The sequence below is a fragment of the Burkholderia sp. Tr-20355 genome (assembly GCF_017104685.1).
Classification (GTDB): Bacteria; Pseudomonadota; Gammaproteobacteria; order Burkholderiales; family Burkholderiaceae; genus Burkholderia; species Burkholderia seminalis.
This window is the reverse complement of sequence record NZ_JAAGPK010000249.1, coordinates 1-7,871: the sequence shown is the minus strand read 5'-3', so window position 1 is coordinate 7,871 and position 7,871 is coordinate 1. Positions and strand designations below refer to the sequence as shown.

The following is a 7,871-nucleotide window of genomic DNA, read 5'->3' as shown; positions in this document are numbered from 1 at the left end:
CCGATTGCGCGGCGCAATCGGCATCGGCATCGGCGCCTGTGCGACCGGCCGCTCCTGTCGCGACGCCGGCGCGCCGTACCGAGCAGATGGACTGGCGTCCGGCCGCCGTGGCCGGCGCGGCCGTGATCGTGCTCGCGGCCGGCTTTGCGTGGCGCAAGCGCAGGAAGGGGCGCGAGACGGGCGATGCGGGTGCGGCGGCCGCTGCAGCCGGTACTGCCGCGGCCCCGGAGGCCGAAGCGGCGCCGTCGCTCGACCGCGAGTTGCCGATCCTGCCCGAGATGCCGGTCGCGCGCGACGCGGCGTCGGATCAGTATCTTGCCGCGGCGACTGCCGCCGCGGCTGAAACGGTCGAGCCGGCTGTCGCCGAGGCACCGTCGGCGCCGGAGGCCACGAAGCCGCATGATGAGCAGCTCGGATTGCCGCCCGCGCAAGCGGCCGTGGCGCCGGTGAACGAGGTGGCGCCGGCTCAGGCTGCGCACGGCGCAGAACCGGCCGAAACGGCCGCTGCCAAGTCGGCCGACATGCCTGCCGCGCCTTCGGCGGCCGACGCGCAGCACGCGACGCTGATGCAGAACGCGATCAGCGCGCTGAACAGCCTCGACATGCCGTTGCCGCCGCGAACGTCGGATGACGTACCGCTGACGCCGGACGAGCTGTCCGCGCGGGCAGGGCAGTCGGATATCGATGAAATCGCAACTAACGGTCAAGTCGAATCGCATCCGCCGATTGGCGTGAGCCATCCGACCCCGGAACATCCGGCCGACCAGGACGACGAGTACGATTGGGATCCGGACGCGGCAACGCCCGCCGGCCACGCGGGCAGCCCGCCTCCGCTGCCGTCGCTGCCGCCGCTCGGCGGCGCGCAGTTCGGCGCGCTGAAGCTCGATTTCGATCTCGACCTCCCGTCCGCGCCGGGCGCCGCGCTGCCCGCGCTGACCGCGGACGAGCTCGCGCGCATCGCGCGCAACAAGCTCGATCTCGCGTCGGAGTACGTCGAACTGGGCGACCTGTCCGGCGCGCGGACGCTGCTGCAGGAAGTGATCGACGCGAACGACACCGCGACGCGCGACGATGCGCGCGCGTTGCTCGCGAAACTGGCGGACGAGGCGTGATGCGGATCGCACTGGGCATCCAGTACGACGGCGCGGCGTTCTGCGGCTGGCAGGCGCAGCCGCACGGCAAGACCGTGCAGGACCGGCTCGAGCACGCGCTGGCCGAGTTCGCGCGGGTGCCGCTGCATACGACGGTCGCTGGCCGGACCGACACCGGCGTGCACGGGCTCGGGCAGGTCGTGCACTTCGACACCGGGCTCGAACGCGAGGTGTTCTCGTGGGTGCGCGGCACCAACGCGTTCCTGCCGCCGACCATCTCGGTGCAATGGGCGAAGCCGATGCCGGACACGTTCCACGCGCGTTTCTCGGCGTTCGAGCGCACCTATTACTACGCGCTGTACGTGCATCCCGTGCGCTCGCCGATGCTGGCCGGGCGTGCGGGCTGGATCCACACGCCGCTCGACGACGACGCGATGCGCGCCGCCGCTGCGCACCTGATCGGCGAGCACGATTTTTCGTCGTTCCGGTCGTCGGAATGCCAGTCGAAGACGCCGGTCAAACACCTGTATCAGATCGACGTGCGGCGCGCGGGGCATTTCATCCATTTCCGCTTCCGCGCGAACGCGTTCCTGCATCACATGGTGCGCAACCTGATGGGCTGCCTCGTCGCGGTCGGGCGCGGCCGCTATCCGGTCGACTGGCTCGCCGACGTGCTGGCCGGGCGCGATCGCAACCTGGCGGCGCCCACGTTCATGGCCGACGGGCTGTATCTGGCCCACGTCGGCTACCCGGCGGAATTCGCCGTCCCGCCCGCGCAGCTCGGCAGCGTGCCGTGGAGCAGCGTCTGGGCCGATCTGGACCCTCAATCATGACGGATCAAGCCGTGTCTTCCCCGCCTTCCGCCGCCGGCCTGGCGCCGCGCACGCGCATCAAGCTGTGCGGGCTGTCGCGCCCCGAGGACGTGCTGCACGCGGCGGCGCTCGGCGCCGATGCGATCGGCCTCGTGTTCTACCCGAAAAGCCCGCGCGCGGTGACCCTCGCGCAGGCGGCCGAGCTGGCGAGCCTCGCGCCGCCGTTCGTGTCGGTGGTCGGGCTGTTCGTGAACGCGACCGAAGCCGAGATCGAGGCCGTCGTGCGCGACGTGCCGCTGACGATGCTGCAGTTCCACGGCGACGAGACGCCGGAGCAGTGCGACGCGCTCGGCCGCGCGGCACGGCTGCCGTGGTTGCGCGCGGTGCGCGTCGGCCCCTCGACGCAGCCGTCCGATTTGGTAGAATCGGCTCTTCATTATTCGAAAGCGCGCGGCCTCCTGTTCGACACCCTGGTGCCGGATTACGGCGGTAGCGGCAAGGTCTTCGATTGGTCTCTTATTCCCGCAGAGCTCGCGCATCGGGCCGTTTTGAGTGGTGGCTTGAGCGCGCAAAACGTCGGTGATGCGATCCGCCAGCTGCGTCCGTTTGCTGTCGATGTCTCGAGTGGCATCGAAGTAGCGGGCGCAAAGGGCGTGAAGGATCACGCCCGAATGGCGGCGTTCGTACGCGCGGTGCGCGAAGCGGACGCCCGGTGATGCAAGCGGTGTGGCCCCGAAAGCGGGACGCCCCGACCGATCGAGAGAGACATCATGTACAACCTTCCTGACGATCGCGGCCACTTCGGCCCGTATGGCGGCGTGTTCGTCGCCGAGACGCTGATTCACGCGCTGGACGAACTGCGCGACGCGTATGAAAAATTCCGGAACGATCCCGGCTTCGTCGCCGAATACGAGCGCGAACTGAAGTATTTCGTCGGCCGTCCGTCGCCGATCTACCACGCGCAGCGCTGGAGCGAGATGCTCGGCGGCGCGCAGCTCTACCTGAAGCGCGAAGACCTGAACCACACCGGCGCGCACAAGATCAACAACGTGATCGGCCAGGCGCTGCTCGCGAAGCGCATGGGCAAGAAGCGCGTGATCGCCGAAACCGGCGCGGGCCAGCACGGCGTCGCAACCGCGACGATCTGCGCGCGTTTCGGGATGGAGTGCATCGTCTACATGGGCGCCGAGGACGTGCGCCGGCAGGCCGCGAACGTCTACCGGATGAAGCTGCTCGGCGCGACGGTCGTGCCGGTCGAGTCGGGCTCGCGCACGCTGAAGGACGCGCTGAACGAAGCGATGCGCGACTGGGTCACGAACATCGAGAGCACGTTCTACATCATCGGCACGGTCGCGGGCCCGCATCCGTACCCGATGATGGTGCGCGACTTCCAGCGCGTGATCGGCGACGAGTGCAAGGTGCAGATGCCCGAACTCGCGGGCCGGCAGCCCGACGCGGTGATCGCCTGCGTCGGCGGCGGGTCGAACGCGATGGGGATCTTCTATCCGTACATCGACGATCAATCGGTGCAGCTGATCGGCGTCGAGGCGGCCGGCGACGGCCTCGACACGGGCCATCACGCGGCGTCGCTGATCGCCGGCAGCCCGGGCGTGCTGCACGGCAACCGCACGTACCTGCTGCAGGACGACAACGGCCAGATCATCGAGACGCATTCGATATCGGCGGGCCTCGACTATCCGGGCGTCGGTCCCGAGCACGCCTGGCTGAAGGACAGCGGCCGCGCGCAGTACGTGCCGATCACCGACGACGAAGCGCTGAAGGCGTTCCACGACTGCTGCCGGATCGAGGGGATCATCCCCGCGCTCGAGTCGAGCCACGCGATCGCGTATGGCGTGAAGCTCGCGCCGACGTTGCCGAAGGACAAGATCCTGCTCGTCAACCTGTCGGGCCGCGGCGACAAGGACATGCACACGGTCGCCGAGCGATCGGGCATCGACCTCTGACCCCGACCGATGCGTGACCTGATCGAAGAGCCGGGCGGCGGCGGCGCGAGCGAGGCGGAGGCGGTTCAACCCGCCGCCGCCGCGCCGCGCGCGCTGCCGTCCGGTATCGAGCTGCATAACCGCGATTTCCTGACCGATGCCGCGCACCTGCCGGACGCGTCGATCGACCTGATCGTCGCCGATCCGCCGTACGGGCTCGGCAAGGACTACGGCAACGATTCGGACAAGCGTTCGGGCGACGATTTCCTCGCGTGGACGCGCGAGTGGCTCGAGCTCGCGATTCCGAAGCTGAAGCCGAGCGGGTCGATGTACATCTTCTGCACGTGGCAGTACGCGCCGGAAATCTTCAGTTTCCTGAAGACGAAGCTCACGATGGTCAACGAGATCATCTGGGACCGGCGCGTGCCGAGCATGGGCGGCACGACGCGCCGTTTCACGTCGGTGCACGACAACATCGGCTTTTTCGCGGTTTCCAAAGCGTATTACTTCGATCTCGATCCGGTCCGCATCCCGTACGACGCCGATACGAAGAAGGCCCGCTCGCGCAAGCTGTTCGAAGGCAGCAAGTGGCTGGAGATGGGCTACAACCCGAAGGACGTCTGGTCGGTCTCGCGCCTGCATCGGCAGCACGCGGAGCGCGTCGATCATCCGACCCAGAAGCCGCTGGAAATCATCGAGCGGATGGTGCTCGCAAGCTGCCCGCCGGGCGGCCGCGTGCTCGATCCGTTCATGGGCAGCGGCACGACCGCGGTGGCCTGCGCACGGCAGGGGCGCGACTTCGTCGGCTACGAGATCAACGAAAGCTATTGCGCGATCGCGCACGAGCGCGTCAGCGCGCTCGCCGCGCCGGCGTGCGCGTGAATCGCGCCGCCGCATCGCCGAACGCAACGCCATACTTTGTATGGGGCCGGAGCAAGCGCTGACGCGCCCACTCCGGATCGACACAGGAAAATTGCCATGTCCCGTATTCAGCAGACCTTCGCCGCGCTCGCCGAACAAGGCCGTAAGGGCCTGATCCCGTTCATCACGGCCGGCGACCCCGATCCCGCGAAAACCGTCGAATTCATGCACGCGCTCGCCGCCGGCGGCGCGGACGTGATCGAGCTCGGCGTGCCGTTCTCGGACCCGATGGCCGACGGCCCCGTGATCCAGCGCTCGTCGGAGCGCGCGCTCGCGCGCGGCGTCACGTTGAAGAGCGTGCTCGCCGACGTGAAGCGTTTTCGCGAGACCGACCCCAAAACCCCCGTCGTGCTGATGGGCTATGCGAACCCGATCGAGCGGATGGGCGTCGACGCGTTCGCGGCCGACGCGCATGCGGCCGGTGTCGACGGCGTGCTGGTGGTCGACTATCCGCCGGAAGAGGCGGGCGTATTCGCCGAAAAGATGCGTGCCGCGCAGATCGATCCGATCTTCCTGCTGGCGCCCACGTCGACCGACGAACGTATCGCCGATGTCGGCAAGATCGCGAGCGGCTACGTGTATTACGTGTCGCTCAAGGGCGTGACCGGCGCGGGAAATCTGGATGTTTCGAGCATTGCGGGTAAAATCCCGGCCATCAAGTCGCGCGTGCCGGTTCCGGTGGGCGTCGGCTTCGGGATCCGCGACGCCGAAACGGCGCGTGCGGTGGCCGAAGTGTCGGACGCCGTCGTGATCGGCAGCCGCCTCGTGCAGCTGCTCGAGAGCGCTGCGCCGGACGCCGCCGCCGCCGCGCTGAAGACCTTCATCGCCGAGCTGCGTGCCGCCCTGGACGGCGCGGGCAAGGCGGCGCGATAAACACAACACAGGAAGCGGGCGGGCCAGTCGGCCCGGCCCGCCACGGAACAGGAAACCATACGATGAGCTGGCTCGACAAACTGTTGCCGCCGAAGATCAAGCAGACCGATCCGAAAAGCCGCAAGGGCATTCCGGAAGGCCTGTGGGTCAAGTGCCCGTCCTGCGAGGCCGTGCTGTACCGCAACGACGTGGATGCGAACCTGCACGTGTGCCCGAAGTGCGATCACCACATGCGCATCGGCGCGCGTGAACGCCTCGACGGGCTGCTCGATCCGGAAGGCCGTTATGAAATCGGTCAGGAAATCGTGCCGGTCGACACGCTGAAGTTCAAGGACAGCCGCAAGTACCCCGATCGTCTGAAGGAAGCGATGGACGAGACGGGCGAGACCGACGCGATGGTCGTGATGGGCGGGGCGATCCACACGCTGCCGGTCGTCGCGGCTTGCTTCGAGTTCTCGTTCATGGGCGGCTCGATGGGTTCGGTCGTCGGCGAGCGCTTCGCGCGCGGCGCGCAGAACGCGCTGGAGCAGCACGTGCCGTTCATCTGCTTCACGGCGTCGGGCGGCGCACGGATGCAGGAAAGCCTGCTGTCGCTGATGCAGATGGCGAAAACCACCGCGATGCTGACCAAGCTGGCCGAAGCGAAGCTGCCGTTCATCTCGGTGCTGACCGACCCGACGATGGGCGGCGTGTCGGCAAGCTTCGCGTTCCTCGGCGATGTCGTGATCGCCGAGCCGAAGGCGCTGATCGGCTTCGCCGGCCCGCGCGTGATCGAGCAGACGGTTCGCGAGAAGCTGCCGGAAGGCTTCCAGCGCGCCGAATTCCTGCTGAAGACGGGCGCGATCGACATGATCGTCGACCGTCGCAAGATGCGCGACGAAATCGCGCAGTTGCTCGCGCTGCTGCAGCGACAGCCGGCCGACGCGCTGGCTTGACCGGCGCAAGGTTGTGAACTCTGCGCGTCGCCTGGCTTCAGCGTCAGGCGGCGCGCTTCGTTTTTTGGCGTAGTGGCGGTACCGATCCAGATTTGATCCGATGAGCACTTTTCCCACTCTCGACGCGTGGCTTTCGCACCTCGAACGCGCGCACCCGGTCGGCATCGACATGGGCCTGACCCGTATCGGGCAGGTCAAGGCGGCGCTGCAGCTCGAATTCGCGTGCCCCGTCATCACCGTCGGCGGCACGAACGGCAAGGGCTCGACCTGCGCGTTCCTCGAGACGATCCTCGTGCGCGCGGGCTACAAGGTCGGCTGCCATACGTCGCCGCACCTGCTCGAATTCAACGAGCGCGCCCGCGTGAACGGGCAGAACGTCACCGACGACGAACTGCTGCCGCATTTCGAGGCCGTCGAGGCCGCGCGCACGTCGCTGCCCGCGCCCGTGTCGCTCACGTATTTCGAATTCACGACGCTCGCGATCCTGCACCTGTTCGCGTCGCGCGGGCTCGATGCGGTGATCCTCGAGGTCGGCCTCGGCGGCCGGCTCGATGCGGTCAACATCATCGATACCGATTGCGCGATCGTCACGAGCATCGACATCGACCACACCGAATACCTCGGCGACACGCGCGAGAAGATCGCGTTCGAGAAGGCCGGGATCTTCCGCGCGGGCAAGCCGGCGATCTGCGGCGATCCGGCCGCGCCGCAAACGCTGATCGACCACGCCGAGGCGATCGGCGCCGATCTGTGGCTGGTCGGCCGCGATTTCCGCTACGAGGCGCAGGCGGGCGCGGAGCGCCAGCAATGGAGCTACCTCGGCCGCGAGAAGCGCTATCCGGCGCTCGCGTATCCGGCGCTGCGCGGCGCGAATCAGCTGATCAATGCGTCGGCCGCGCTCGCCGCGCTGGAGGCGCTGCGCCCGGTGCTGCCGGTGTCCGCGCAGGACATCCGGCTCGGGCTCGCGAACGTCGAGCTGCCGGGGCGCTTCCAGGTGCTGCCCGGCAAGCCGGCGATCGTGCTCGACGTCGCGCACAACCCGCACGCCGCGGCCGTGCTCGAGCAGAACCTCGGCAACATGGGCTTCTTCCCGTACACGTATGCGGTGTTCGGCGCGATGCACGACAAGGACATCGACGGCGTGCTGCAGCACCTGAAGGGCGAGATCGACCACTGGTGCGTGACCGACCTGCCGCTGCCGCGCGCGGCAGCGGCGGAGCAGCTCGAAGCCGTGCTGCGCAAGGCCGGCGTGGAGGAGGGGCCCGATTCGAGCGTGACGCTTTACGCGTCGCCGGC

The 7,871-nt window shown here is 68.2% G+C and carries 8 protein-coding genes; all 8 read left to right on the top strand.

What is annotated here, in order from left to right; genetic code table 11:
• A partial coding sequence (locus G3N62_RS33200) for a FimV/HubP family polar landmark protein (RefSeq protein WP_277399660.1) occupies positions 1–1,112 on the top strand: 1,112 nt, incomplete at its 5' end.
• A complete protein-coding gene (truA, locus tag G3N62_RS33195) occupies positions 1,112–1,924 on the top strand; it encodes a tRNA pseudouridine(38-40) synthase TruA (RefSeq protein ID WP_185733017.1) in 813 nt (270 codons plus the stop codon). The genes G3N62_RS33200 and truA, both read left to right, overlap by 1 nt.
• Positions 1,921–2,619 carry a phosphoribosylanthranilate isomerase gene (locus G3N62_RS33190; protein ID WP_034185814.1) on the top strand — a complete coding sequence of 233 codons (699 nt, stop codon included), beginning with the start codon at positions 1,921–1,923 and terminating at the stop codon, positions 2,617–2,619. Before truA ends, G3N62_RS33190 begins: the two co-directional genes overlap by 4 nt.
• Before the next feature lie 54 nt (positions 2,620–2,673).
• Positions 2,674–3,867, top strand: a complete 1,194-nt coding sequence (gene trpB, locus G3N62_RS33185) for a tryptophan synthase subunit beta (protein WP_124668862.1) — start codon at positions 2,674–2,676, stop codon at positions 3,865–3,867.
• A gap of 9 nt (positions 3,868–3,876) precedes the next feature.
• Positions 3,877–4,728: a site-specific DNA-methyltransferase gene (locus G3N62_RS33180; protein WP_124668863.1), complete on the top strand. Its 852-nt coding sequence runs from the start codon at positions 3,877–3,879 to the stop codon at positions 4,726–4,728.
• Between the two features lie 96 nt (positions 4,729–4,824).
• Positions 4,825–5,640 carry a tryptophan synthase subunit alpha gene (gene trpA, locus G3N62_RS33175; RefSeq protein ID WP_034185817.1) on the top strand — a complete coding sequence of 272 codons (816 nt, stop codon included), beginning with the start codon at positions 4,825–4,827 and terminating at the stop codon, positions 5,638–5,640.
• A 62-nt stretch (positions 5,641–5,702) separates the two neighbouring features.
• Positions 5,703–6,575, top strand: coding sequence for an acetyl-CoA carboxylase, carboxyltransferase subunit beta (gene accD / locus G3N62_RS33170; RefSeq protein WP_006484412.1), 873 nt, complete (start codon positions 5,703–5,705; stop codon positions 6,573–6,575).
• A gap of 100 nt (positions 6,576–6,675) precedes the next feature.
• Positions 6,676–7,871 (top strand): bifunctional tetrahydrofolate synthase/dihydrofolate synthase (gene folC / locus G3N62_RS33165; RefSeq protein WP_206141450.1); only part of this gene is annotated, 1,196 nt, incomplete at its 3' end.